Annotated in this window: 20 protein-coding genes and 1 pseudogene; 3 read left to right on the top strand and 18 right to left on the bottom strand. The window is 57.3% G+C overall.

Annotated elements, in window-relative coordinates; translation table 11 throughout:
• Nucleotides 1–16: 16 nt before the first annotated feature.
• The 9 genes from HNQ72_RS27550 to HNQ72_RS27510 all read right to left on the bottom strand — a co-directional run bounded on the left by HNQ72_RS27550 (nucleotide 17) and on the right by HNQ72_RS27510 (nucleotide 10,796).
• Nucleotides 17–2,320 carry a NosR/NirI family protein gene (locus tag HNQ72_RS27550; RefSeq protein ID WP_373289513.1) on the bottom strand — a complete coding sequence of 768 codons (2,304 nt, stop codon included), beginning with the start codon at nucleotides 2,318–2,320 and terminating at the stop codon, nucleotides 17–19.
• Between the two features lie 270 nt (nucleotides 2,321–2,590).
• The gene (locus HNQ72_RS27545; protein ID WP_183997393.1) at nucleotides 2,591–3,019 is read right to left on the bottom strand and encodes an RrF2 family transcriptional regulator; all 429 of its coding nucleotides are present in this window, start codon (nucleotides 3,017–3,019) and stop codon (nucleotides 2,591–2,593) included.
• 109 nt (nucleotides 3,020–3,128) lie between these two features.
• On the bottom strand, nucleotides 3,129–3,386 hold the full coding sequence (locus HNQ72_RS27540; protein ID WP_183997391.1) for a hypothetical protein: 258 nt from the start codon (nucleotides 3,384–3,386) through the stop codon (nucleotides 3,129–3,131).
• 527 nt (nucleotides 3,387–3,913) lie between these two features.
• Complete coding sequence (locus HNQ72_RS27535; RefSeq protein ID WP_183997389.1) at nucleotides 3,914–4,681, bottom strand: SDR family oxidoreductase; 768 nt, start codon at nucleotides 4,679–4,681, stop codon at nucleotides 3,914–3,916.
• Between the two features lie 14 nt (nucleotides 4,682–4,695).
• A complete protein-coding gene (locus HNQ72_RS27530) occupies nucleotides 4,696–5,895 on the bottom strand; it encodes a mandelate racemase/muconate lactonizing enzyme family protein (protein WP_183997387.1) in 1,200 nt (399 codons plus the stop codon).
• 125 nt (nucleotides 5,896–6,020) lie between these two features.
• On the bottom strand, nucleotides 6,021–7,058 hold the full coding sequence (locus tag HNQ72_RS27525; protein WP_183997385.1) for an L-idonate 5-dehydrogenase: 1,038 nt from the start codon (nucleotides 7,056–7,058) through the stop codon (nucleotides 6,021–6,023).
• Between the two features lie 137 nt (nucleotides 7,059–7,195).
• A complete protein-coding gene (locus HNQ72_RS27520) occupies nucleotides 7,196–8,149 on the bottom strand; it encodes a DUF4862 family protein (RefSeq protein ID WP_183997383.1) in 954 nt (317 codons plus the stop codon).
• Between the two features lie 71 nt (nucleotides 8,150–8,220).
• Nucleotides 8,221–9,600, bottom strand: coding sequence for an MFS transporter (locus HNQ72_RS27515; protein ID WP_183997381.1), 1,380 nt, complete (start codon nucleotides 9,598–9,600; stop codon nucleotides 8,221–8,223).
• A gap of 164 nt (nucleotides 9,601–9,764) precedes the next feature.
• The gene (locus HNQ72_RS27510; protein ID WP_210319736.1) at nucleotides 9,765–10,796 is read right to left on the bottom strand and encodes a 2-hydroxyacid dehydrogenase; all 1,032 of its coding nucleotides are present in this window, start codon (nucleotides 10,794–10,796) and stop codon (nucleotides 9,765–9,767) included.
• Between the two features lie 555 nt (nucleotides 10,797–11,351).
• Between HNQ72_RS27510 and HNQ72_RS27505 the strand changes: the two genes are divergently transcribed.
• Entirely contained in the window at nucleotides 11,352–12,158 is an 807-nt protein-coding gene (locus tag HNQ72_RS27505; RefSeq protein WP_183997379.1) for a FadR/GntR family transcriptional regulator, read from the top strand.
• 271 nt (nucleotides 12,159–12,429) lie between these two features.
• Here HNQ72_RS27505 and rtcR read toward each other — a convergent pair.
• Nucleotides 12,430–14,013, bottom strand: a pseudogene (gene rtcR / locus HNQ72_RS27500) (RNA repair transcriptional activator RtcR); the annotation flags it as partial.
• A gap of 249 nt (nucleotides 14,014–14,262) precedes the next feature.
• On the opposite strand from rtcR, the gene HNQ72_RS27495 reads away from it, so the two are divergent.
• Entirely contained in the window at nucleotides 14,263–15,681 is a 1,419-nt protein-coding gene (locus tag HNQ72_RS27495) for an RtcB family protein (RefSeq protein ID WP_183997376.1), read from the top strand.
• A gap of 165 nt (nucleotides 15,682–15,846) precedes the next feature.
• Here the strand turns inward: HNQ72_RS27495 and HNQ72_RS27490 are convergent, their stop codons facing one another.
• From HNQ72_RS27490 to HNQ72_RS27460, 7 genes are all read right to left on the bottom strand, one after another.
• Nucleotides 15,847–16,680 (bottom strand): inositol monophosphatase family protein, encoded by an 834-nt coding sequence (locus HNQ72_RS27490; RefSeq protein ID WP_183997374.1) that lies wholly within the window; start codon nucleotides 16,678–16,680, stop codon nucleotides 15,847–15,849.
• Entirely contained in the window at nucleotides 16,677–17,507 is an 831-nt protein-coding gene (locus HNQ72_RS27485) for a glycerophosphodiester phosphodiesterase family protein (RefSeq protein WP_183997372.1), read from the bottom strand. The genes HNQ72_RS27490 and HNQ72_RS27485 overlap by 4 nt, the downstream gene beginning before the upstream one ends.
• A gap of 22 nt (nucleotides 17,508–17,529) precedes the next feature.
• Nucleotides 17,530–18,360: a glycerophosphodiester phosphodiesterase family protein gene (locus HNQ72_RS31190; protein ID WP_183997370.1), complete on the bottom strand. Its 831-nt coding sequence runs from the start codon at nucleotides 18,358–18,360 to the stop codon at nucleotides 17,530–17,532.
• Nucleotides 18,357–19,481, bottom strand: a complete 1,125-nt coding sequence (locus HNQ72_RS27475) for an ABC transporter ATP-binding protein (protein WP_183997368.1) — start codon at nucleotides 19,479–19,481, stop codon at nucleotides 18,357–18,359. Before HNQ72_RS27475 ends, HNQ72_RS31190 begins: the two co-directional genes overlap by 4 nt.
• A gap of 4 nt (nucleotides 19,482–19,485) precedes the next feature.
• The gene (locus HNQ72_RS27470) at nucleotides 19,486–20,403 is read right to left on the bottom strand and encodes an ABC transporter permease subunit (RefSeq protein ID WP_183997366.1); all 918 of its coding nucleotides are present in this window, start codon (nucleotides 20,401–20,403) and stop codon (nucleotides 19,486–19,488) included.
• 3 nt (nucleotides 20,404–20,406) lie between these two features.
• Nucleotides 20,407–21,297, bottom strand: coding sequence for a carbohydrate ABC transporter permease (locus tag HNQ72_RS27465; RefSeq protein WP_183997364.1), 891 nt, complete (start codon nucleotides 21,295–21,297; stop codon nucleotides 20,407–20,409).
• A gap of 72 nt (nucleotides 21,298–21,369) precedes the next feature.
• Entirely contained in the window at nucleotides 21,370–22,680 is a 1,311-nt protein-coding gene (locus tag HNQ72_RS27460) for an extracellular solute-binding protein (protein ID WP_373289512.1), read from the bottom strand.
• 181 nt (nucleotides 22,681–22,861) lie between these two features.
• Here HNQ72_RS27460 and HNQ72_RS27455 point away from each other — a divergent pair, with 181 nt between their 5' ends.
• Complete coding sequence (locus HNQ72_RS27455) at nucleotides 22,862–24,022, top strand: ROK family transcriptional regulator (protein WP_183997360.1); 1,161 nt, start codon at nucleotides 22,862–22,864, stop codon at nucleotides 24,020–24,022.
• Nucleotides 24,023–24,385: 363 nt separating this feature from the next.
• On the opposite strand, the gene HNQ72_RS27450 is transcribed toward HNQ72_RS27455, so the two are convergent.
• Complete coding sequence (locus tag HNQ72_RS27450) at nucleotides 24,386–25,186, bottom strand: DeoR/GlpR family DNA-binding transcription regulator (RefSeq protein WP_183997358.1); 801 nt, start codon at nucleotides 25,184–25,186, stop codon at nucleotides 24,386–24,388.
• Between the last annotated feature and the right edge of the window lie 117 nt (nucleotides 25,187–25,303).

Below are 25,303 nucleotides of genomic sequence, written 5' to 3'. Positions count from 1 at the left end.
TCTCCTAGTTGATTGATTAGGCGGGATTTTCCGACGGTTCCCCGCCTTTCTGGATCGGGGCGCCGTTGTGGGTGACGACTGTCCTGGCCGGCACCTCGCCCCGGGACGCGGGAGATGAAAGGGCCATGAATTTTTCCCTTTTCCGGCGCACCTGGATCATGTGCGGACAGCGCTGATCATCGTGGTAGAGCTCTTGGCAATGCATGCAGTAAATGCATTCGTTGACATTGATCTTGCCCTCGGGATGGATCGCGTTGACGGGACATTCCTTGGCGCACAGGTGGCAGGGAGAACCGCATTCTCCCCATCGTTTGAGCCATTCGAACATGCGGATATGTCCAGGGATGGCGAGCGCTGCGCCAAGCGGGCAGAGATAGCGGCAATAAAAACGTTCGATGAACAGCCCGGCACTCAGCATGGTCAGGGCAAAGATGACGAAGGGCCATTCGCGCGCAAACTTCAGAATGATCACGGTCTTGAACGGCTCGACCTCGGCGAACATTTCAGCGAGCGCGACGGAATAGAGCGACAGTCCGAAGAGGCCGAGGAAGATTATGTATTTCAGCGGCCACAGACGTTCGTGCAAGCCCCATGGCAATTTCAACTGTGGCACTTTCAGCCATTGCGCGATGTTGTTGGTCAGTTCCTGCAGCGCTCCGAACGGACAGAGCCAACCGCAGAATGGCCCCCTCCCCCAGAACAGAAGACCGGCGGCCACCGCAGCCCACAGGATGAAAATCAGCGGCGCAGAAAGGAAAAATTCCCAATTGAAGCCGGTGACGAGCGAGTTGACGAAGGTGAGGACGTTGACGACCGACAACTGCGCATTAGCGTACCAACCTAGCCAGACCAATGCGAAAAGCAGATACCCCGCACGCAGCCACCGGAAAAATACGGGGCGTTTCATCAGCCAGTCCTGGAAGAAGAAGATCACCGTCAAGGTCAGCAGAGCGAAGACCGTGATACCGATCTTGATACGGTTCATATCCCATATCCGCATCCACAATGCCTGCTCATCGACAATCGCTACTTCCGGACGGATGTCGGCTGGCTGATCGATCGTGGCCTGCGCGGGAGCGGGCTGTGCGACTGCGGCCTTTTCGACTTTTTCGACGACCACGTAGCTGTCAGGCAGAACGTACGAAAGATTGTAGGGTATGATCGCCTTATCGCGCCCCTCGGTATTGCGCTGGACCAGCATCTGCAAATCGAACGGCTGGGTGACGTCGAATGTAAACTCTTGCGGCACCACAAAAAGCGCGATCTCACGAAGCCTTGGCGCCCCTTCGGCTGCCAATACCGGAATGCGGGTGTGATTTCGGTCACGGAAACGATATCCCTGACCTTCCTGCAGCAATTCGATGCGGTCGAAGATGCCGCCGCGCACATAACCCGAGCCCTTGAAGGAATAGGCACCGTCACCGGCAACAAGAATGGCAGACTGACCCGGCTTCAAACGAGACGCGAGACGCTCGTATGAAACATCACCCAGCAAGGAACGGCCGATTGACGGAACACTGACAGGGGCGAGATAGAGATCGATAAACCTGTCATTGGGATCATGCGTTTCTGGCTTGTCTGCGGCAACTGTCTTTCCTGCTTTTCGAAAATCTTCGGAAACTTCGCCAACGGTCATCCGCAGGCTGCGCACGGAGCCGTCGCCCACCAGCGTCTCCCAGTCGCGGACCTCCGATTTCGAAGGGTCGAGTTTGCGGATAAATGTCGGCTCTGCTGCAGTCACTGCGACATCGCCACCAAGCCGGCTGGACCGGATAAGCTGGACCGCCGCTCGCGAAATGCTGTCGCCCATGACAAGAACGGTGACCGTGGCGCCACTGACGATATCGACTTGCGGCGGCATTTCCGCGCCGGATGCGACCCGCCCAAGATCCTTGTTCAGGAGCGCATTCATGGAGGCGACAACCTTCGCCTCCGGGATGCCGATCAGGACGATCGGCTCGTCATGGTGAACGAGCTTGAACCCGCGGATCACTCCCTTCTGGTCAATGCCGACTACGATGTGGATAGGCTTGCCCGAATACCCGATGGAACTGGAGAAATCGGAATTGAGATAGGCGAAGCCGAGAACCTCGTCACCACGAAGGACAGGAGCGATGGGAGGCTCGCCCACGGGTGTCCCGAAACGATCCGCGTCCGCAAACAGTTCGCTCGGCTTCACCTCTTCCAGATAGGTTGGCAAGCGGTTTGCTGCATGGCCGGGAGCAGCCCAGGAGAGCGTTAGAACAAGACACGCGAACACCGCCAGCATGAAAGTTTGGACCGAGAAGTATTCCAGCGGATTTCGAGACTGCGCGCACATAAGGCTCTTCGCTTCCTCCACGTTGCCTTGGTGTTGCGAACGGGTTTAGAGCGGGCCTAGAGAAAGCTCGTTGATCCAAATCAAGTATTCTATATGCATCTTTTAGAGCGCTAACTGAAACAGCTTTTCTTCATCGGGGGATCAAAAAATCCTCCTACGAAACAACGGTATGGATCTCATTTACCGGGAACACGCATTTTCAGAATTTGATTATGATAATGCAACTACAGCGTTGATCCGCAGGTAAGGCAGGCAGTGATGCTGTGGGGGTCAGGCGACTCTAAGAAAATCGAAATCTTCCGATCGGGATACCATGTCGGCAAGCGTGTAACGATCAAGCACCTGCAGAAAAGCCTGCATCGCCTCCCCCAGTACGCCGCGCAAGCGGCAGACCTGCCCGATTTTACACCGGCCTCCCTCGCCGAAGCACTCGACGAGATCAAATCCCGTTTCAGTTGCCTGAACAAGGCTACCGAGTGATATCTCTTCAGCGGAGCGCGACAGAGTGAGGCCTCCGGTACGGCCTCGCGTGGCTTCCAGGAAACCTTCCCGCACCAGAAATTGCGCCACCTTCATCAGATGCGCTCGCGAGATATCGTAAGCGTTTGCGGCTTCCTCGATCGTGACGCGCCGCCCATTGGACATCGCGACATACATCATCAAACGAAGACTATAATCCGAAAAAAGCGTGAGCTGCATTTGCCTATGCTACCACATTGGTGTGTTTCAGCCAGGAGCCATTCGCCGCAACCCCACAACGTAAGCAAGACGCCTCGCTCCTTTTTACTACGACCATCGTCGCGTTTGCTTAAATGGATCTGTCTTTCGCCATTCTGTTTGATCTGGCACATGGAATAAACACAAATGCGCCGATCGCTAACGGCTCGGTGAGCGCGTCGAGTTCATGCCGGTTCTCGCATATACTCTCCATTGCCCGAGCGAGAACCGCGCGTGAACGCGAGCCACCCGGATTGCCGTAAAGTGCCGGATTCGGATCCTTGTCATTGCGGTAGAGTGGCGGTTGGATCGCGCCAAAGCCGAGGCTGCGTTCCAGGGCGGGCGTCAACCTCGTCGCCCGCGTCAGATCGCTTTGGTCGGATCCCCCAGAACCGGCGGACAACTTCGACTACGATCTCCTCGGCTGCCCTTCCCGCTATCAGCATCGCCAGCAGATCCTCGCAATACCGGAGCGTATCGCTGCTGGATGCCGTAAAGCCAATTTGGCTGTAACCATCACCTCCGGGAGTGTTGATGTTCAAACCATGGATCAGATCAAGCCGTGGATGCACGACAGCATTGCCTCTATCCTCGCGGCGATGATCCTGAAGAAGCGGTTCGAGGGCTTTAAGCGCTACGATTCGGCTAATTGGACACGAAGGCCAAACGAAAAAAGCCCTTCGACATCCATGCGGAGGAGCTTTCTATGAAGCGAGCAGCGGCGCCTGATTGCGTATCAAAACCAATAATTACAGCAGTCCAGAGTTTTCATACCGAGGTCGCCACGCCCATAATAAAGGCGGGCGACCCGTAATCGCATGGCTATTACACAAGTAGCCTTCTTTGTTTGTGCCTGCGTCGTGTCAGGTGTTCAGGTCAATAAACAGCCATGATACCACCATCAACGAAGATCAACTGCCCGTTGACAAAGCTTGAGGCGTCAGAGGACAGGAAGACGGCAGTGCCGACAAGATCGGCCGGGACACCCCATTTGCGCGCAGGGGTACGCTGCTTCACCCAGGAATCGAACTTCTCGTCTTCGACAAGAGGCTTGGTCATATCGGTTATCAGGTAGCCAGGACCGATCGCATTGATTTGGATGTTATGTTCGGCCCACTCCGCCGTCATCGCCTTGGTCAGCAGGCGAATGCCGCCCTTGGCCGCGGTGTAAGGCGCCGTCGTGACGCGGGCCTGCTCACTCGTCAACGAACCGATATTGACGATCTTGCCGCCACCATTCTTGACCATCCGCCGAGCGGCTTCGCGGCCGACCAGAAAGGCACTGGTGAGGTTCGTGTCGATGACCTTACGGAAATCGCCTGCAGGAAAATCGAGCAATGGACCGCGAATCTGGATACCCGCGTTGTTGACGAGGATGTCGACATGCAGGCCCTGTTCGTCGAACTTCGCGAATGCAGCAGCCACAGATTCTTCGTCTGTAACGTCAAGAACAGCTTCATGCACGGTGTATCCGTCCTTGCGCGCCTCCGCTGCGGCTTTGCCGAGACCCTCCGCATTGATATCGCTGAGGATAATGGCTGCGCCCGCATCGCCGAGTCCGCGCGCAATTGCGTTGCCAATACCCCGAGCAGATCCGGTTACCAGGGCCGTCTTGCCGGTCAGGTCGAACATTTTGGTGGTCATTTCAATATCCTTTCTTAGAGAGCAGTGCGCCGGACATGCAGGTCCGACCGTTCGAAGACCTGTGGCAGCAATTCAGTGCCGAGCCCCGGTCCCTGCATGGGCAGGACATGGCCGTTTTCGATGCGGGGAAGTTCGGTGACGAGCTCCTTGTACCAGCCGGTATAGAAGGCCCGGACAGACTCCTGGATCATCGTGTTTGGCTGGGAAAGCGAGGAGTGGACGGCCGCCACATAGGCAACCGGGCCGGTGCAATCGTGCGGCGCATAGGGCCTGTGGTAGGTGTCGGCGAGAGCGGCAATCTTGCGCCCTTCTGTCAAGCCGCCGGTCCAGACGAGGTCGGTCATGACGATGCCGATCGCACCGGCTTCCAGCATGTCCTTGTAGGGGAATCGTGAGCCCAGTGTCTCGGAGGCGCAGATCGGCACGGAGGTTGAACCCGCAAGTTCGGAGAGCGCCTGAATGGAGTTCATCCGGATCGGATCTTCGTACCAGGTCGGCTCATAAGCTTCGAGAACCCTGGCGATCTTCTTGATCGTCGGAAGGTTCCACAAGCAATGGAACTCCACCATGATCTGCATCTTGTCGCCGACGGCCTTGCGGATCTTTTCGAACGGCTCCACCGCGCGGCGCATCTGCTCGGCGGTGATGAAACGCCCGTCGTTCTCGATTGCAGCCGGGTCGAATGGCCAGATCTTCATGCCAGTGATACCCTGCTCCAGCAGGCTTTCAGCCAGCGCGCCCGCATCGGTCATGAAGCCGTTGAGGTCCTCGTAAGGGCCTTCTGCATCTTTGAAATTCCAGGTATCGACCGGCTTGATCTTGTTGGAGCGCACGTAACCGTAACCGGCGCAGGTATTGTATACCGGCACTTTGTCATGCGCGAGACCGCCGAGCATCTGGTGCACCGGCATATCGCAGACCTTGCCGAAGATGTCCCAGAGCGCGAGATCGATGGCAGATGCCGCACGATATTCGGCCCCCGTCGAAGACTGAGCCATGGGCAAGTTGACCAGTTCGCGCGCAAGCGCCTCGATGCGCAACGGGTCCTTGCCGAGCAGGCGGCCGGCCAGAACGTCGTGGATATGCGCCTCTACAGAGGCCGCACCGTAGAAGGTTTCACCAAGCCCGATAATGCCGGCATCGGTATGGACCTGTACCCAGACGACGTTGGAAAACTCGTCGGTGCGAAGTGTTTCTATACTCGTGATTTTCATGGGATATCCTGTCTGTCTAAAGAGCAAAAAACGTCCGGTGGCGAGGTCGCGGCGTAGGGTGTAAACCTTCTGCCGCATCTCATTCAGGTGGACTGCCGGCGGCGGGAGAGGCCGCCGGACAGTCTTCAGAACACGATCTGGACTTTCATGTTCTGCGATCGATCGTGTGCGGCCTCAAAAGCCTCATTCGCTTTTTCCATGGGGAAGCGGGCTGTGGCCAAAGGCGAAAGGTCGACGCTGCCGTCGGCCAGATTTGCGACTGCCCAGCCGAATTCCTCGTTGAAGCGGAACGATGTCTTGAGCGTTGCCTCCTTGGCGAGAAGGCGATTGATCGGGACCCCGGTCAGTCCCGGTGGCAACATGCCGACCTGCACCATCGTGCCGCCGGGACGTGTGCTCAGAACGCAGGTTTCCACTGCCTTGGCATTACCGGATGCTTCGAAAGTGACGTCGAACTGACCGCGATCGACCTGCCAGCTCGTCTGGATCTCGGTGTCCTTGGCAACATTCACCGTCTCATCCGCACCGATTTTGGCAGCGATCTTCAATGGCTGGTCGGCAACATCGGTAATCGCGATATATGCGGCACCGGCGCGTTTGGCAGCAACGGCGATCAGGCAACCGATCGGACCCGCCCCCGTGATCAGGACGCGTTGGCCAAGCAGGCTTCCGGCCTGTGCCACGGCATGCAGCGCGACGGCAAAGGGCTCTGCAAATACGATGTTTTCATGCGGCGTCTTCGGCGCAACCGGGTAGCATTGATAGTCGCGGACCACCAACGTTTCACGAAAACCGCCTTGAACATGCGGGAAGCGCGAGGCACTGCCGAAAAAGATCATGTTAGAGCACAAATGCTGCTGACCGCGCAGGCATTGCGGGCAGGATTGGCAAGGTTTTCCGGGATTGATCGCCACCCGGTCGCCGATGCGCGTAGACGTCACGCCGGCTGCAACCTCAATCACGTCGCCGCTGAACTCATGCCCCAGAATGAACGGTTCGCGGACGGCGAAATCTCCGACGCGCCCTTCAAAATAGTAATGGAGGTCAGACCCGCAAATACCGCCCATGGCGATCTTGACCCGGACTTCGCCGGCCTTCAGCTCGGGCTCTTCGAGCGTTTCAAGGCGCAAATCCTTTTGTCCGTGTAGAACGCATCCTCGCATTTGGTATCTCCTTTTGCATTGGGCTGATTGGGAGCTCAGCCGATTTTTGGATCTAGGGAATGAGGGCAGGCAGGAGCCTGGAGGAAGCAGCGAGTTCGGATCGTGGCCGAACCACGCTCAACTTCCCGAAACCATTGTTAAATTCTTCTGGGCGGCATCGCCGCGAGGGTATTCCGAACAATCCGGAGCCGTTGTTCGACAGTCGCATTCACAGGGCGAATTGCGATCTTCACGCCGTCGAACAGGAGGGTATCTCCGGCCAGTTCCGCCAGTGTCGCAACGTGCTTTCGGGTCATTGCAGATTCCGGCAAATCGTCACTGAGAGGCGGGTGGACATCCGCCCAGGCCGGTCCGTATTCGCTGTCTTTTGATGCCGCTCCCGAGAACATCAATCCGGCAAGCAGACCTCCGGCCTTCAGTGTCCGGGCATGACGTTCAGGCGCATCGACATCACGTTGCTCCAATGCTGATCGGCCCCAGTTGACTGCCATGGAGACTGGCCGGCCAGATTGTGCCAGCTCAGCGACGACCTCCATTTCCAGTTCGAGTGGCAGCAGCCCCTTCTGCCAGGGATGATCGCCGTTGCGCGCATCACAATGCTCAAGCACGACACATGTCGTGCCCCAATCCCAGTCAAGGATTTCAGCGAGCGACTGCCGTAGGGCCTTTTGGGCTTCCTGTGCGTTTTCGGCAGGCACCGAGGGATAGGAGTGAATTTCGACAGCAACGATGTGTTGCCCCTGATCAAGAAACCGGCTCAGATCGGCATGAACGAAACGCACGAGATCGATAGCGGCGCGGCGCCCGTCTTCGTTTGCGGAGGCCAGTCCGAAGGCGCCGTTCTGTGCAACCTGCTGGGCTTGGGCTCCGATAAGCGTCAAGACATGACGTCCAGCCTTGGCACGCGACCCGAATATGCCTTGAAGGATCGGAAGATCATCTTGCCAGGACGGCGATCCCCAAGACATTTCCAGACCGTCGATGTCTGGCTGTGCAAGGATCGCATCCAGATAGGCATGGCGGTCCTTTAGATCCGTGGGTTGGGCTGCATAGGCACCCACAATCCGAGCTGTGCCACTCTTCGACTTCATAGTCTTCTCCAAAAAGGTGTCAGGTGTGAGGGATCGGGGGCCGCCGGATAGGCGACCCCGGAATGCTGGGGTCAGGCTTTGCGACCTGCACCAAGCCTTGCTTCACCCCACTTCGCGTCTTCCGGAAGATTGAGGTCGCGATCTGCCGTCTCCGGCAATGAGTAGGTCACGATGAAGGAGACCAGCATTGTCAGGGACATGTAGATGGCGACAGGGATCCAGGAATTGGCGAACCAGCCGAGAAGTGCTGCGCACAACAATGGTGCGATGCCGCCACCAATGATCGACGAGAATTCGCGTCCCAGTGTCACACCGGCATAGCGGTACCGGCTGCCGAAAATTTCCGGGAAGAAGCTCATATGGACGCCGGTTACACCCTGGGCTGCGAACATGTAGCCGAAGACCAGGACGAAGGTGATCATTGCAGGCGAGCCGGTATTGAGGCCCGGGAAGGTCAGGAACGGCGTGACCACGAGAAGCCCGGTCAGAATAAGCGTCATCTTCCGGCGCCCGACATAGTCGGACAGGTAACCCATAGCGAAGGCCGCAAAAGCCGCGCAGATTGCCGCCGCCAATTGAACAGGCGGGACGAAATGCGTATCGACACCGACGACCGTCACCAGATAGGAAATCATGAACACCTGGTAGGTGTAGGACTGGGTGGAAACGCCCCAATTCATGAATATCACCTTGAGGACATTCTTGGTGCCATGTTTCGCGACCACCTTGAGAGGCGCCTGATCCTGACCGTGCCCCTTCTTCTTCAGTTCAACGAAGACCGGGCTTTCCGCCAGCTTTGCACGCATGATCATCGCAAAGATCGTGACGAAGATACTGCTCCAGAAAATGGCGCGCCAACCCCAGCTCATGATCGCTTCATCGGGAAGCTGCTGAGCGGCAATCCAGGCGATCGCTCCGAGCGCGGTACCGAGTGCCGCGCCTACCATGATGAAGGATGATAGCCGCCCTCGTTTGCCTAGAGGTGCGGTTTCCGTCAGCAGCGTCGCGCCGCCCGACTGCTCTGCCCCGGCACCGAAACCCTGGAGGAAGCGGCACAGAACGAGGAGGAGCGGAGCCCACATGCCCGCCGTTTCATAAGTTGGCAGGCAACCGATCGCAAAGGTCGCGCCGCCCATGAGGAAAAGCGTGGTGACCAGAACCCATTTGCGACCGAACTTCTCGCCATAATGCGAGAAAAACAGTCCGCCGAGAGGCCGGGCGAGAAAGCCGATGGCATAGGCGCCGAAGGCGGCAATCATGCCAGCTGTGGGAGAGTAAGATGGGAAAAACAACTTGCTGAAGACAAGCGCCGACGCCGTTCCATAAATGACGAAGTCATAGTTTTCGAGCATGGTTCCGACGAGGCCGGCAACGGCGGCTCGCTTGACATGCGCCGGATCTGCAGGAGGTGCGTCATCGACCTCAATCGCAGCATTGGTAAGCTCTGTCATGATGTTTGATCCTTGAATGGCCCCCGCCTGGACACAGGTGTCCCGCCATCTGCGATACGCGGACGGTTCGTTGGGCAGCGGCATGAACAGGGCGTGCAAACGCTCTCACGGAGCGTATGCGTCCGAGTTAAAAACCGATCGTAAGAAGCTGTGTGAAGACGGCGTTACTTCGTAAAAACGACGTTCTTCAATGGGGCCCCGGCCTGCAGGTTGCTGATGTTGGCCGCAATATCGCGTACACGCCCCTCGAAGGTCTGACGCGTGACACCGGAAATGTGCGGCGTCATCAACACGTTATCGAGCTCGCCAAACGGGAGGGCAGATGGCTGCGCCTCGGCGCCCTTCTGCGGATATTGATACCAGACGTCGATCACCGCGCCGCCGATCTGACGATCGCGCAAGGCAGAATAGAGAGCATCAGGATCGATCAAAGGTCCGCGGCTGACATTGACCAGAACGGCGGTGTCCTTCATCGATGCGAGCTGCTTTTCGCCGATCATGTGGCGTGTCTCGGGCAGAAGCGGCACGCAGAGTACGATGACATCGCTTTCAGCCAGCAACCGGTCGAGGCCACTCAGGTCTTCCGCCCAGGCCAACCCCTCCTGCTCAACATCGACGGCCTGTGCCGTAACTGCTACGCCTCGTGCGCCGAGGGCGCGCATGACCTTCCATGTCCGCGAACCGATATGTCCATAGCCGACGATACCAACTGTGGCACCATCGATAGCCCCCAACTGGGCCCGTTCCGGTTCATAGACGGAAGAAGCCCAATGTCCCTGTCGCAAGGCGCGATCCTGCTGCGCAAACTGGCGGCGGACAAAAACGGACGTTGCGGCAACATACTCCGCGATCGACGCTTCATGATTGAAGGTGTTCGCGCATATTGCACCCGCAGGCAGCGCGTCCATTTTGATGCCATCATATCCGGCCCCGCCCACATGAACCAGACGAAGGCTGTCGGCTGCCTTGCCCATGCCGGGCGTGAACTGCGGACCAACAAAAACGTTGCATCCCGGCAGATCCCTGATCGCAGCAGCTTCGTCAAAGCGCTCATGCCAAGTTACACTTGCTCCCGCGGGAAGGTTCGCCTCCAGAAGAGCACGATGCGGCAGCAGATTGGCGTCCGCCACGATGATCCGCAGCGCCGCATCCAATGCCTGGGCATTATTACGATTAGTTATTTCGACAGAATTCATTAAAAACTCCTCCTTGACGTAAATAGTCGGCCAAACAGCCGTCAGCCCTTGGCGTGATATCCGGACTGCACCCTCGGCACGCCGGACCCAATTGAAATTTCCTCTACGCGGGCATGAAACTTTTTGATCTACCGCAGCAACCTACGCGGCGCTCTCTGCTCTCCCCGCCTGGCGTTCACGAATGCGCCATACCTCCACCTCTGCAACCAGTTCCACGAACACCCAACTGGTAAATTGGTTCAATGCTCACCAATTAAATATTTTATTGCCGCAACGTCAAGACGCATGACCAAAGTGAATTGCTACATTCGGACGCATGCCGTGGATTCAGAGCATTGCAATTATCCCACAAAGAGCTGCGGCACCCTTCAGATATTGCAATTCCGGATGCACTTAAAAGGAGGTCGCTAGAGCTTGAGGGGCGACAGTTGGCCGGCGAACCAATAGCCATATCGCCATCTGTGCTTTATAATGGAGCGAATTCGAGCACCCAGTTGACGCATTAAACGACTGGTTTATTTTTGACCAATTTAGAAAGGCAAACAGGTATACGCCATGCAGGATGACGACGCCGATTTTTCTCAGCATTTGAAAAAAGTCCGAATTCGCCGGCCTGCAGACATAATCATCGAGCAGATCAGCAACCTAATTGCGCGGCGCATTATAAAAGCCGGCCAGAAATTGCCGTCAGAACGCACACTCGCCGAGCGGTTCGACGTCGGGCGCGGCCCGGTGCGCGAGGCATTGCGCAGACTGGAATTTTTCGGGATCGTAAAAACCTCGCCGCAAAGCGGCACAGTCGTGGAAAATCTCAGTGAACATGTTCTGATTGGTCTGATCAGCAATATTCTTCACGCAGACGACATGAGCCCGGAAATGCTGATCGAGGTGCGCGGCGCGCTGGAAGCTCTTTCTGCCAAGCTTGCGGCGGAGCGCGCGACGCCGGAACAGATCAGCGCGATCGAAAACGCCCATCGTCATATGAAGGAACAAGCAAATGCCGGCGCATTCACTCTCGAAGAAGACTTGCTGTTCCACCTCAAGATCGCAGAGGCCACCAACAATAACCTGCTGCGTTCACTGATTGCACTCATGGGTCCAGACGTCCTGCATTTCTCGCATCTTCATGCCACCTACAAGAATGGGCGCATGCACGAGGCTGCCGACGAGCATGACGAAATACTGAAGGTCATTTCGCAGCGAAGAGCAGGCGATGCGGAGGAACTGATGAAGAGGCACATTAGCAAGTCCTATGAACATTTTCGAGCAACCGGCGATCTCGATGGCCCACAACTGAAAAAAGAGGCAAAAGCCGACGCGCCGAAAAAGCGCGGCCGTAAGCCGAAGGTTTTGACGACATGAGCCAAGCCTGGACAAAGCCCAAAGGTACGCGCCCTTCGTGCATGGAGCATTGCTCTCAGATTACACTTTTTGTATGCGCAAGATCTTGAAAGGGTACGAACCAGCGACCCGCTCCCATCCGCGAAGCTTAGGATGTTAAGTAGCTGAAAGAAAAAGCATTATGACTAGGAGATGATTTGGCTGAGCGTCAGGGATATCTCTGCTCGCCAACATCGTTGAATGCGTCAGAGCGATCCGGCCGAAACCTGCTATATGCCTGCCGGATATCATCAAATTTCAGACCGAAGCGGGCCAGATATTTACTGAGACGATCGGCGTCGTTGCTGCTTTTTTTCTCCAGCATGGATTTGGCGAACAATGCTCGCCCTGCGGCGCTGGCCGTCGTGTGGTCACCACATACTTTAAATACGGCAGCCAGCTGCGCGACGTCGAAAAGATCCAGTTGATCCAGCGCATCCTGCCCCAAAACTTTCACCACCAATTCGTTATTAAGCGAATATATCGGCGTGCCTTCCCAGGCCATCTTGAGGCGTTCGATTTCGTCAGCCACGACATGGACGGTGATGCGGCCCTGCGGCGCGAGCGTCGCCATGCGAGTGACAGATGCGGAGAGATCCCGAAAGTTAGCACTCCATGCCGCTTCAGGCCCAGTCGCAAAGACAAGATAGCGTTCGCGGGCCTCCCTGTTGAAGGTCACGTTCTGCCCCTCGCGCTCGAGAAAACGGCGAAGTTCGAAATCGAGATTGGGCTCGATATCCTCCCTGCGTTCACGAAGGGCGGGAAGCCTAAACGTCCATAGATTGAGGCGCGCCAAAAGATCCTCACGAAACCGCCCTTTCTGCACGTCCAGGCGCAAATCCCGATTGGTGCCGGCGAGAAGCTGGAAGTCTGCCGAGACCTCCTTGTCTGCCCCCACAGGCAGAAAACGCTTTTCCTCGATGGCACGCAGACACATGGCCTGTTCGTCCAGCCCCAGATCGCCGATTTCATCGAGAAAGAGGACACCTTTGTCCGCAGACCTCATAAGACCGGCACGCTCGCCGGACGCACCGGTAAAGGCGCCCTTCACATGACCGAACAGGGCCGACATTGCCTGATCGCCACGCAATGTGGCACAGTTTACCTCAACGAATGGCCCGGTGATCTTTCGCTGCGATTTCTTTAGCTCATAAATCTTCTTTGCCAGCTGTGATTTTCCCGCACCCGTTGGGCCGGTTAGCAGGACCGGCGCAGTCGAGCGCATCGTCACGCGTTCGATCTCGTCGATCATATGGTTGAAGGCAGTATTGCGTGTTGAAATGCCCGATTTAAGAAATGAAGCAGCCTCATCCCGTTCCGACGCAAAACGGGTAGCAATCTCATCATATCGCGACAGGTCGAGATCGATGACCGCATGCGTACCAGCATAATCTTGCTCCGGTTCGCGATCGCGCGGCGGAGACAGTTGCAGCAACTGGGCGGGAATGATGCGGGCCTCGGTCAGGAGGAACCAGCAGATCTGCGCAACATGCGTGCCAGTGGTGATGTTGACGAGATAATCTTCCGTATCCGGATCAAAATCGTATCCGCGGGCGAAATCCCTGAGCTTCGTATAGACCTCGGAGAAATCCCAAGGATTGGTCAGATTGATATGGTGCCGACGCACTTCGGTGGCGGGAGAGACGGTTTCAATATCGCCTACAACAATTCTGGCCAACCATTCGAAATGGGTGTCATGGATCAGTTCGACGCGATCAAAGAAAAGGCCCGGCTGTTGGGCGAGGCCGACATTGGGGCGCCACCGGCTCCAACGATCTTCGCGCTTGCCGAAGTCAAGTGCCGTTCCAAGAATGCTAATGGCAACGCGACGCTTCATGGATTATCCATATTTATAATTTCGATATTATTGGATAATATATCGCCTCCTCCTTTTCGCGACAACTCGATACAACGTGAAAATTCAACACCATTTCTATTCAACGAAATCAATAGGATAAGATATTTTCTAGACCCGCTGGCCTGTTTGCAGGTGAATTGGCACGCAACTTGAAATGCATGGAGGGCCGGACCGAGGTCTTCGTCCGGAAAACCAATGTATAGAAGGACTGCAATCGCAGAAAAGAAGATGATTGAGATCGTAAGCGGACAGGATTTGATCGACGCTGGCATGCCGCAGGGCAAGTGGTTTCGCCCGGCACTCGATGCTGCCAACAAGATACTGGGTGAAGGTGGCTCGATGGATGCGGCCATGGCAGCAGCGCGGACATTCCAGCCGGCTCCGACCGTTCCGCTACGAATAGAAGGTGACTTCGAAATCTATTCGAACATCCGCGCCGAAAATGCTTTCGAGCAGGACAACGTCGAAAAGGTGAACGCCACCATGCGTGCGCTGGTGCGCACTCCGGTGGTGCGTGCCGCTGCCATCATGCCGGATGCCTGCCCGGCCGGACCGGTCGGAACCATCCCGGTCGGCGGGGTCGTCGCTTCGGAGGCAATCCATCCGGGCATGCATTCGGCCGATATCTGCTGCTCGATGGCGATTTCCGTTTTCTCCGGTGTCGATCCGAAGGCGCTATTGGACGCTATCCATTCCGTGACCCACTTTGGTCCGGGTGGTCGTGAGCGGGGGCGGCAGATCAAGCCGTCGGACGCGACACTCGCTGCCTTTACTGAGAACCCGTATCTCACTGGTGCAGCGCTCAATGTCGCGGTCGAGCATTTCGCCACGCAAGGTGACGGCAACCATTTCGCCTATGTCGGCACGATGAAGTCCACTGGCGAGACGGCGCTCGTCACACATCATGGATCGCGCGCACCAGGCGCCCGGCTCTATGAGCGTGGCATGAAGGTGGCGAACAAGTTCCGCGAGCTGCTTTCGCCGGAAACGCATCGTGACAACGCCTGGATCACTGCGGATACGGAGGAAGGCGACCTCTACTGGTCAGCTTTGCAGATCATCCGCCAGTGGACCAGGGAGAACCATTACGTTCTGCACGATATGGCGGCTGAAAAGCTTACCGCGAAAGTGTCGGACCGTTTCTGGAACGAGCATAATTTCGTGTTCCGGAAGTCGGATGGGCTCTTCTATCACGGCAAGGGTGCGACGCCGGCCTTCGATGGTTGGGCGGATGATGCGACCGATCTGACGATCATTCCGCTCAATATGGCGGAACCAATCCTGATCGTGCGCGGGTCAAACGCCGCAAATGGTCTCGGCTTCTCACCGCATGGTGCGGGACGAAATCTTTCCCGTACTGCCCATATCCGGCAGTTGGCGGACAAGTACGGCGCAGACTCACGGGGGTTGAGCCCGAACAACATCGCCGACATCATGGCGAAGGAAACGGAGGGGCTCGATGTCCGGTTTTTCTCCGGCAATGCGGATATTTCCGAATTGCCGGGGGCTTACAAATCGGCGGCCAGCGTTCGCGCCCAGATCCAGCACTACGGTCTGGCCGAGGTGGTCGACGAGGTCATCCCGTTCGGCAGCATCATGGCCGGCGACTGGCAGCGCGACGCGCCTTGGCGGAAAAAGCGTCGGTAGAAGGCAGAAAGGGCGGTATTGACCGCCCTTTCTCACGCATACCGAATGCACCGGTCATTAGAGATGGATAAAATATATACCTAATCAGGTGCTTACAGGATTTTTCAAGGTAAGATAGGTTATGGAAATTGCATTGTTCGACATCCTAGTTGTCGAGAGTGCCCATCAAAGAGACGAAGTCAGAGCGTCGCAAACGAGATTCCATGACTTCTCGCTGGGGGCCGTCAGCAGATAACCTTCCGTCATCGTCGGCCGATACGCCTCACCAGCTAGAGTCGCAGCGTAACCACCCGCTTCAGCGTGTATAAGGACCCCGGCAGCGTGATCCCATGGCTTCAGGCTTTCGTTGAGGCAAAAGCTCATCGCGCCCGTTGCCAGCATCCGGTATTCCCAAGCCGAGCAACGCCAGGTCGTGATACGCAGAAATTGCAAAACGCGTGATGCGAGCTCGGAACGCATACCAGGTTCAAACATATGCAGGGGGATGAAACCGTGCATCTCGTTGATCGGGCTTGGCGCGGCAACCGAAAGGCGCGTCTGCGAACCATCTGCTGCCACATGCCACGCACCCTGCCCCGGCCGTGCCACCAAAAAATCGCCCAGAACCGGATAATGGATAATGCCGGCAATGGTTTGTCCACCCGAAACGATGGCCAGAATACTGCCGAACATCGGCGTGCCATGCGCAAAATGCCAGGTGCCATCGACAGGATCGATCACAGCCGCCAGATCGGCATCGGCAAGTTTTGCGAGGATGGAACCGTCTTCGGACACAGCCTCTTCGCCGATAATGGTGATGTCCGGCAGACGCGCCTTCAATCTCTCGCTGATCACCCGTTCGGAGGCGATATCGGCATCCGTCACGATATCGTCGGCCATCGTCTTGGCGCGGATGCTGTCCGATGTCACCGACCGGAAGCGCGGCAGGATTTCTCCTTCCGCTGCTTCACGCATGTAGTCCACCAGTTCATCGAGAAGTTCGTCGCTGACGGTTTTCATGCGCGGCGTGCCTCCAGATAGGCATTGAGTGCTTCCGGCTCATCGGTCTGGAAGACGCTGACACCGGCTTCCATCAACGTACCCCAGATGCGGCCGGGATCGATAAGTGCCGTCTTGTCCACCCATTCACCACTGGCTTCCATGTTGAGCGTATTCGTCCACAGCGCCATGTTGGCGTCGCGAAACATCTGGCGGTTTGCCTTGATGGTTTCGAGGCTGTCGAAACGCATTTCGCACATGAAAGGCCTGATTTCCGACAGCAGCGCCATCGTCTCATGGATGCTTTCTGCCGTGAATTTCGACATCGCCATGAAGGCCACGCCATCGATATTCTGGGCGCGGACCCAGTCCAGTTCCTCGCGGGTCATGACGCGGGTCTTCAGGTCTACGTAGGATGCGGCATTCATCTCGCGGGCGCAGGCGGCGACTTCGGAGAAGAGGCCGCGATCTTTCAAATCGAGATCCGCAAAAATGCGGCCGCGGATGATTTCCAGTGCCTGTTTCAGCGTCGGGATGCGCTGGTCCGTCGTCGCACGATGTTCACCGCCATCATCTTCACGCAGCGCAATGGCCCGCAGCTCCGCAATGGTGAAGGTCTCGGCATCCCGATCGATACCGGCCATGCGCAACAGCGTGTCGTCGTGCATGATAAACAGTTCGCCATCGGCGCTCTTGCGGATATCGAGTTCGACCACGTCAGCTCCGACAGCGATGGCACGCTCGATGGCGGCGAGGCTGTTTTCCGGCGCGCCGTGCCATGCGCCGCGATGGGCAACGATAGCGGGATCGCGTTTCTGGTCGGCGATATAATCTACGTAATGCGTCATTTCATTCTTCCTTGGAGAGCATTCAGGTGCGGCGGGTCGCGAGATAGGATTTGAGGGCAGCGGCCTCATCGGTCTGGATGACCGAAATGCCGGCATCGATCAGCCGTCCCCAGACGGCATCGGGATCGGCAAGGGCCGCGGTATCGGTGAAACCGGCGCAGGCGACGCTGTCGAGCGTGTTCACCCAGAGCGCCATGCCGGTGTTGCGCGTGAGGTCTTTCAGGGCGCTCAGTTCTTCCAGCCCGTCAAAATAGATTTCGCAGACGGTGGGGGAGAGATCATGCAGCAGAGCCAGCTGGGTGGCCGCACCCGGCACATTGAGCCGGGTTTTGGCCAGAAACAGCACGTCATGCGGCAAAATAGTTTCACGGATCCAATTCAGATCTTTTTCGGTTTTCACCGCGGCCCAGAAATCGACCTCATGCTCGACGCCCATGGCCTTTGCGAGAGCGATCACATCCGGGATCACCTCGCGATCCTTGACGTCGAGATGCAGAAAAATGCGCCCGCGCGTCAGTTCGAAAACCTCTGCGAGGCTCGGCAATTTTTCCAGCGTGAATTCATTGCCTTCACCGCCGTCACGGTCGCGCAGGCGCAGGACCGAAAGATCACTCGAAGCCAGCGCTTCGGGCCTCTGATCGAGACCCGTCATGCGCTCCAGCGTGTCGTCATGCAGCAGAAAAAGACCACCATCCGCGCCGCGGCGAATGTCGATCTCGACGACATCATAACCGGCATCGATGGCACGCTGGATGGCAGATAGACTGTTTTCCGGCGCATTGCGCCAGATGCCGCGATGCGCAACCACAGCGCAATCGCGGGCCTTGTCGGCAATAAATTCGCTGTAACTCACTGGTATTCCTTCACTGAGGCCGGTTGCGCGTCGCCGAAGGCATTGGCAATGGCGCGGCCGCTTTCACCTTCGAAGAGATGCAGGCGTGTCTGCGGGAAGGAGAGCGACAAGGTCTGCGTCGTATCGATCTCGACGCCGAAGGGCATGGCGATGCGCAGATTCTGCTCGGCGATCTTCGTTTCGAGAATTTCGTGCGAGCCCAGATCTTCGCGATATCGGATTTCCGTCTTGATCGAGCCGCCTTCGTTGACGGCAATATCTTCCGGGCGGATGCCGAGCTGGAATTTGCCCTTGCCCGCATAATTCGCAACCGCCTGACCATCGGCCAGCCGCAGAACCGAGCCATCACCTTCGACCTGCAGGATGTTCATCGGCGGCGAGCCGATGAATTTGGCGACGAAAACGGAAGCCGGATGGTGGTAGATCGCCTTCGGCGTATCGAACTGCTCGATATGGCCCTTGTTGAGAATGAGAATACGGTCGGCCAGCGTCATCGCCTCGACCTGATCGTGGGTGACGAACACGCTGGTGGCGCCGATGCGGCGATGCAGTTCGGCCAGTTCGACACGCATGTCGTGACGCAACTGCGCATCGAGGTTCGACAGCGGCTCATCGAACAGCAGCACGCCGGGTTCGCGGATGATGGCGCGGCCGATCGCGACACGCTGGCGCTGGCCACCGGACAGCTGTCCCGGCTTGCGGGTGAGAAAATCGGCAAGGCCAAGCATCTTGGCGACCGTGCCGACGCGCTCGGCGCGTTCGGCCTTGGAAACGCCGGCGACCTTGAGGCTATAGGCCATGTTTTCGGCAACCGTCATATGCGGATAAAGCGCATAATTCTGGAACACCATGGCGCAGCCGCGATGTTTGGGTTCCAGATCCTGCACCTCACGACCGCCGATGACGATCTTGCCGCCGGAGACGCGCTCCAGACCGGCGATCATCTGCAGCAGCGTGGACTTGCCGCAGCCCGACGGGCCGAGCACGACGGTGAACTCACCGGGACGCAAGGTCACGTCGATCGGCGGAATGATGGTGTTTTTGGCGTCATAGGATTTGGTGACGCCGATCAGATCGATCTCGGCCGCGGCGGCGCGGATGGCAGTGTCGATGGCGGTCATGGGATCATTTCTCCGAAAGAACGAGGCCCTGGACGAGAAAGCGCTGCAGAAGGGCGATCATCGTGAGGGGAACGAGTGAGACGAGCACGGCACCGGCCATGATCATCGGAAAATCGGGCACCTGGCCGTCGGCATCCGGCACGAGGCGGGCAAGGCCGACAACGGCGGTCTGCATGTCGGGCGTCGAGGCGCCGACCAGCGGCCACAGATATTGCGTCCAGCCGCTCAAAAAGGTGAGCACGAACAGCGAGGCAAAGCTGGTGCGAGCAAGCGGCAGAAGGATATCGATCAGGAAACGGATCGGACCTGCCCCATCCATGCGCGCCGCCTTGAACAGATCTTTTGGCAGGGTCAGGAAAAACTGGCGGAACAGGAACGTGCCGGTACCATGCGCCACAAGCGGTGCGATGAGGCCGAAATGGGTGTCGAGCACGCTGAGTTCGAGTTGGACAGGCGCGCCAAACATCGTCTCGATCAGGCTGTTGAGGCCGGTGAAATCGAGCACGGCATTCAGTGGCGAAAAGATGTTGGACGCCACCTGATAGGTGGTGATGACGCGGATATCGAGTGGCAGCATGATGGTGGCAAGGATCAGCGCAAAGGCCACGCCCGCCCAGCGAATGCGGAAATAGACGATCGCATAGGCCGACAGGAAGGACAGGATGCAAGTGGCGAGCGCATTGGAGAAGGCCACGATCATGCTGTTGAGCATCTGGATCGGGATGCGCGTATCGTGAATGACCTTGCCCATATTGGCAAACAGTTCGGTGCCCGGCACCCAGGCCAGACCGTTGCGCAGCATATATTCATAGGACTGCGATGCGGTGGAGAGCGTCAGATACAAAGGCCCGACGATATAGAGAATGCCGATGGCGAGCAGGATGCTGGCGGCGATGTTGATGGAACGTGCGTTTTCGACCATGGCTCAGCGCTCGTAATTGATGCGCCGGCCGAGGAAATAGAACTGGCAGGCTGCAAGAAGAAGGACGAAGACCATCAGGATGGCCGTCTGGGTGGAGGCGCCGGAAAGATCGAAACCGCGGAAACCATCGACATAGATCTTGTAGACGAGCAGGCTGGTGGAGCCGCCCGGACCACCGCCAGTAATGGTGTCGATCAGCGCGAAGACCGAAGTGATGCTTTCGGTGAATTCCAGAACGAAGGTCAGGAACAGCTGCGGCATGATCAGCGGCAGTTGCACATCGAAAATGCGGCGCCAGGGACCTGCGCCATCCATGGCGGCGGCCTGATACATGGTCGGCGGGATCGAACGCAGACCGGCGAGCAGGATGACGAAGTTAAACGGAATACCGCTCCAGACATGGGCCGCCACCAGCGTGGTGAACGCATCCGTGCCATCGATGCCGGGGTTCCACAGGCCCGGAAACAAAGCATTGAGCGGCGCCATCAGCCCCACGAACGGATTGAAGATGAAGGCGAAGACGACACCGATCGAGGCGCCGGCAATGCCTTTCGGCCAGACCAGAATGTTGCGGGCCGGATAGGACATGCCTATCTTGCGGTCGGCGGCGATCGCCAGCATCAGCGGCACGACGACCGCAAGCGAGGAAGCCGTCAGCATGAAGACGACTGTGCGGCCAGTGGCGGCCCAGAATTCGGGATCACCAAGCACGCGCTGGAAATTTTCAAAGCCGACAAATTCCGAACCGCCGCCAAAAGGCTGCTCGAGGAAAAACGACCAGTAAAAAGCCTGGAAGACCGGCACATAAAAGAACAGCAGAATCAGCAATATCATCGGCGCCAGCAAAAGAGCCGGCAGCCAGCGATGGCTGAACAGGGAGGATTCCGACGACATGAAGACAGTTCCGTCTAAGAGAAGGCACGGGGCGGAGACCGCCCCGTGCTTGAGAAAATCACGAGACGCGGATCAGGGAAGCTGCTTGCCCTTGTAGGTCTGCTCGAAACGGCGCAGCAGCTGGTCGCCACGCTTCTTGGTGTTGTCGAGTGCAACCTGCATGGTCTGCTGGCCGGCAAAGGCTTTCTGGGTTTCTTCCATGAAGACTTCGCGGAACTGCACGTAGAAGCCGAGGCGGACGCCGCGCGTATCGGCGGTGGCCGGCTGGTTCATGGATTCGACGCCGACCTTGGCGGTGGCGTATTTCGGCGAATTGGCCTCGTCGCTCTTGGCGATCACGTCGAGAACGTCGGTCGTGACCGGCACGTAACCGGTATTGGCCGTGAAGAACATCTGCTGTTCCGGCTTGCGCAGGAAGTCGAGGAAAGCCTTGGCCGCTTCGATCTCGGCCTTGTCGTGGCCCTTCATGACATAGATGGAAGCACCACCGACAAAGGTGTTGTGGCGCTCATACCCCTCGTACATCGGCGCCATCGAAACGGTCAGCTCGTATTTGCCGTCAAAAGCCTTGGCGGCGGCGGCATAGGAACCGGAAGACTGTTCCATCATCGCGCATTCGCCGGCATTGAAGGCGGCGGTGTAATTGCCGGCCTTGGTATCGGCGGCAAGGCGAACGAGACCTTCCTTGCGCCACTCGACCAGATTGGCGAGGTGCTTTGCGGCAAAGGTGGTGTTGATCAGGTATTCGGCGTCGAGGCCATCATAACCGTTGTGCTTGGTCGCGATCGGCAGTCCATGACGGGCCGAGAACTGCTCCAGCACACGCCAGGTATCGCCATCGGTCACGAACGGGCAGGCATGGCCGGCGGCCTTCAGCTTGCGAGCGGCTTCGATAACGCCTTCCCAGGTTGTCGGTGTTTCGGTGATGCCGGCTTTTTCGAGCTCGGTCTTGTTGGTGTAGAACAGAAGCGTCGAGGAATTGTAGGGCTGCGCGAACAGCTTACCCTTGGACGTTTCATAATAGGCGCGGGCACCGGCAATATACTGGTCCCACTTGACGTCAGGCATCAGGTCCTGAACAGGCTCGACGGCATCCGACAGCATCAGGTCGAGCGTGCCGGCATCGAAGAACTGGATAAGAACCGGGTGGTTCTTGGCACGGTAAGCGGCAATCGCCTTCTGCATGGAGACTTCGTAGGAGCCCTGACCGACGCAGTTGACCTTGTGCTCGCTTTGGGACGCGTTGAAGGCATCGCATTGCGCCTTGATCGCGGTTTCCACCTGGCCGGTGTTACCGTACCAGAATTCGATATTGGTGGCCTGTGCGGACCCCGTGCCCGCCATCACGGCGGCTACGGCCGCCAGAGTAAACTTGTTCATCATCGCCCTCGTTTGTGGGGTGGACCGAGCCTCGCTCAATCTTTGACGGCGGATTACTACGCTTTATGTGTAACAATTACATGACGGCGAAAACTGCTTGAATCGCGATACAATCGCAGGTAATCAGGCTTAGCTTGCACTGAGTTAAACGCAATTATTACACTTTTTGGGTAAGGTATTGGGCGTGCCAGATGTTTACATTCCGGAAGCACTGATCGCGCGGCATTTCCTTCGAGACAACGAGACGACGGTCGTCTCGTCCAACGAGCGCAAGCTGCTACAGCTGATCTGGCGTAATCCGAGCATTTCACGCTCGGAGATTACGGGCCATACCGACCTCACACAGCAATCTGTTCATCGCATCCTCGATCAACTGGCAGACCGCAACATCATCCTGCTTGGCGCAGCCAAGCCCGGATTGGGGCGCGGCCAGCCGAGCCCGATGTTGCGGTTGAACGGCAGTCACGCCTATGCCTGCGGTATCTCTGTCAACACCGACATCATCGGCATCTGCATTACAGATTTGGCCGGCGGAATTCTTGGCGAACGGGAAGTTGCGCTACGTGAATTGACGATGCATCAGGCACTTCAACTGGTGAAGCAGCAGGTTACCGAACTTCAAAGGCAGAACGATCTCGCCGAAGAGGACTTGTTCGGCATCGGCTTTGCAATTGCTGGCTATCACGTCGATGGAACGCGCCACAATGCGCCTCTGCCGCTTCACGAATGGTCGATGATCGAACTCGGACCGATTATCACCGATCTGTTTGACCGGCCGGCATGGGTGATCAATGGCGGCAAATCAGGTGCAATCGCAGAATCGATGTTCGGCGTCGGCCGTTTTATCCGACATTTTGCCTATCTCAGCTTCAACTACGGTTTTGGCGGCGGCGTGATCATCGACGGAGACCTGCTGCAAGGCGGCAACGGCAATGCCGGTGAATTTTCTGGACTTTACGACGAGGTCGAAACTGATCGACGCCCCGCGCTCCAACATCTGATCGACCGGGTAAGCAGCAATGGTGTCAACGTTCCCTCGATCCACTACATGCGCCGTCATTTCGATCGCAACTGGCCGGGCGTATCGGACTGGGTGGAAGACGTGACACCGGCCTATATCCGTCTCGTGAACGCCATTCGCGCCACGCTGGATCCGCAGGCGATTGTTTTCGGCGGCCAGATTCCGCCCTCCCTGGCATCTATGCTGATCGAGCGTACAAAGATTTTCGACCGCCCGCGTTACGGGGTGCATCGGGGCGGTCCAAAACTAATCGTGTCGGAGATTGCAAGCGATGCAGCCGCCATGGGCGCGGCGATTTTACCGTTTCGTCGAATGTTCTATTAGGTTTGTGAGAGCGAAATGGATTGTGGGCTTATCCAATCGACCTAACACGATCTGCATGGCGTCTTCATGCTTTCGGTAAGTACCAACCGTTCGATATGCCGATAGCACAGTTCGCACCTTCGAGAGTTGGCGATGCTCCACCGCCCCCAGATTCGGACAACTGGATCCTGTGCCGTGGTCATACGACCAAAATGCTATCCGCCCTGCGTCGTCGTCGCTACGGAAAGTTCGAGCGCCGCTGTTGCTCTAATAAAGTACGTCACGGTGCGCTATCGAATATATGAGTTTCCTGCCTGTCGTGCCGGCCTTGTCGCTCAGCGTAGCGAACATGGCCACTCTTCCTATAGCTATGCAACGTTGGGATTAACCATCAACATCGGCCACATAATAAGTAGTTTTTTCTCCTTTAAGCACTGCTAACAAGCATTCCGGTGGCGGAGCATCGCATACCACCAAGTCCATCTCCGAAATCGAACCCAGCCGAACCAGTGCACGTCGCTCGAACTTGCTGCTGTCGATGGCAAGGATGACACGTCCAGCCTGCTGCATGGCAGCACGGACAGCTCCAACCTCTGCGTAATCGTCATCACCGATATCACCCTCTTCGTCGATACCGCTGACCGAGATGATGACATAATCGAACTTGAACGCGCGGATGAAGCTCTGTGCATTCTCGCTGAAAACCGCAGCATCCACGTTGCGGATAAACCCACCGGGAACGGCAACAGTGAAGTCTGTATTATCGCTGAGTATGGTTGCAACCTTGAGACTATAGGTGACCACACGTAACTTCTCGCGCGCTATCAGGGCTCGAGCGATCGCCTCGCAGGTCGTTCCGGTATCGAGAAACACCGAGGCATTGTCCGGCACCAATTCTGAAACCTTGCGAGCGATTGCGGCCTTGGCATCCGCGTTCGCTACGCGTCTCTGATGATAGATACCGGTCTCCAGCGGAAGGGAGATTACCGCCCCGCCATGGGTCCTTCTGAGTTTTCCTTGCTGTTCCAAGGCCATGATATCGCGGCGCGCCGTCTGGCGGGTAACCGAGCAGAGGGAAACGATATCGTCCAGCGTTATGTAATTATGCTGTTCGATATAGCGGATGAGAAACGCCTGCCGGCGTTCCTTTTTTCCTCCGTCATCATCACTGCCTGCAAAACGCATCGCGCCGTTTGTCCTTTTAGAAACGCTTATAAACGAAAACCCGCACAACGCTTATCAAGCGGCGCGCGGGCTGGAAACAGCCTGTATAAAACAAGCTCTCCGGCCCGAACAATCGGA

This window comes from Aliirhizobium wenxiniae, from assembly GCF_014201355.1.
Lineage (GTDB): Bacteria > Pseudomonadota > Alphaproteobacteria > Rhizobiales > Rhizobiaceae > Neorhizobium > Neorhizobium wenxiniae.
This window is presented reverse-complemented; position numbering and strand designations above follow the sequence as displayed.